Consider the following 794-nt stretch of genomic DNA (forward strand, 5'->3'; position numbering starts at 1 on the left):
GGTGGTCGTCTGCGCTCTCCTTGTTCCGCTGCGTCTCGAAGTCGAACCCGACCGGGGGGATTTCGAGGAGGGGGGTGATGCGGTCCTTGACCGGCCCCGCCAGGCGGCTGAGCGCCTGGTACTCTCCCATTTTCCATTTCAAAATTGGCACGTAATGGCGATGATTGAACACAAAGGCCTCCAGAATTGATTACAAAATGGCGTCACCACAATCAGGCTGGCATTTATGTAGACAATGTTGATGGAACTGTCAATCGGCTCCCCATTTTGTTGCGAAATTTTGACTGCGGTCCCAAAAAGCTCGCCATGAAGGGCCGGCCCACGATGGACGGTGCATCGCGGAATAGCTCGCATTTTCAACGGGCTAAATTGGGAAAAGAGGCCCGGAGCGGATGCTCGATCGGGCCTCTCTAAAAACTTGCGAGAGTATGCAAATGAGGACCCAAGCGGGCGTACGTCTAACCTCTAGCCTTTCGAGACATCCTGTCCCTGTAACGGCCGCTGGTTTCTCGATTGGGTCAAGCTGCGAACGGCTCCGTGCTCGAATAGCGGTCGATTATGAGCCAGCCAAGCTGGCCCCAGCGTCGACTTGGGGTAACGTCTCGCCATCAATTACACCGAATACATTGTCTACATCGACGAAAGCGGCCAACAAGGCCTCACCAACATCAACCCGGATCACCCGGTTTTCGCGCTCGCCTTTTGCGTGGTCGAAAAGGCCAAATACATCGAAAAGATCGTGCCGGCTTTCCAGCGGTTCAAATTCGACTTCTGGGGCCATGACAGCATAGTGC

The 794-nt window shown here is 54.8% G+C and carries 1 protein-coding gene and 1 pseudogene; one reads left to right on the forward strand and one right to left on the reverse strand.

The window, feature by feature from the left end; genetic code table 11:
* Positions 1 to 172, reverse strand: a 172-nt coding sequence (locus tag NS334_RS19515; RefSeq protein WP_428835077.1) for a beta family protein, incomplete at its 3' end; no start/stop codon positions are given.
* Between the two features lie 495 nt (positions 173 to 667).
* Here NS334_RS19515 and NS334_RS19520 point away from each other — a divergent pair.
* Positions 668 to 794: pseudogene (locus NS334_RS19520) on the forward strand (DUF3800 domain-containing protein); the annotation flags it as partial.

This window comes from Sphingomonas endophytica (genome assembly GCF_001476895.1).
Taxonomy (GTDB): domain Bacteria; phylum Pseudomonadota; class Alphaproteobacteria; order Sphingomonadales; family Sphingomonadaceae; genus Sphingomonas; species Sphingomonas endophytica_A.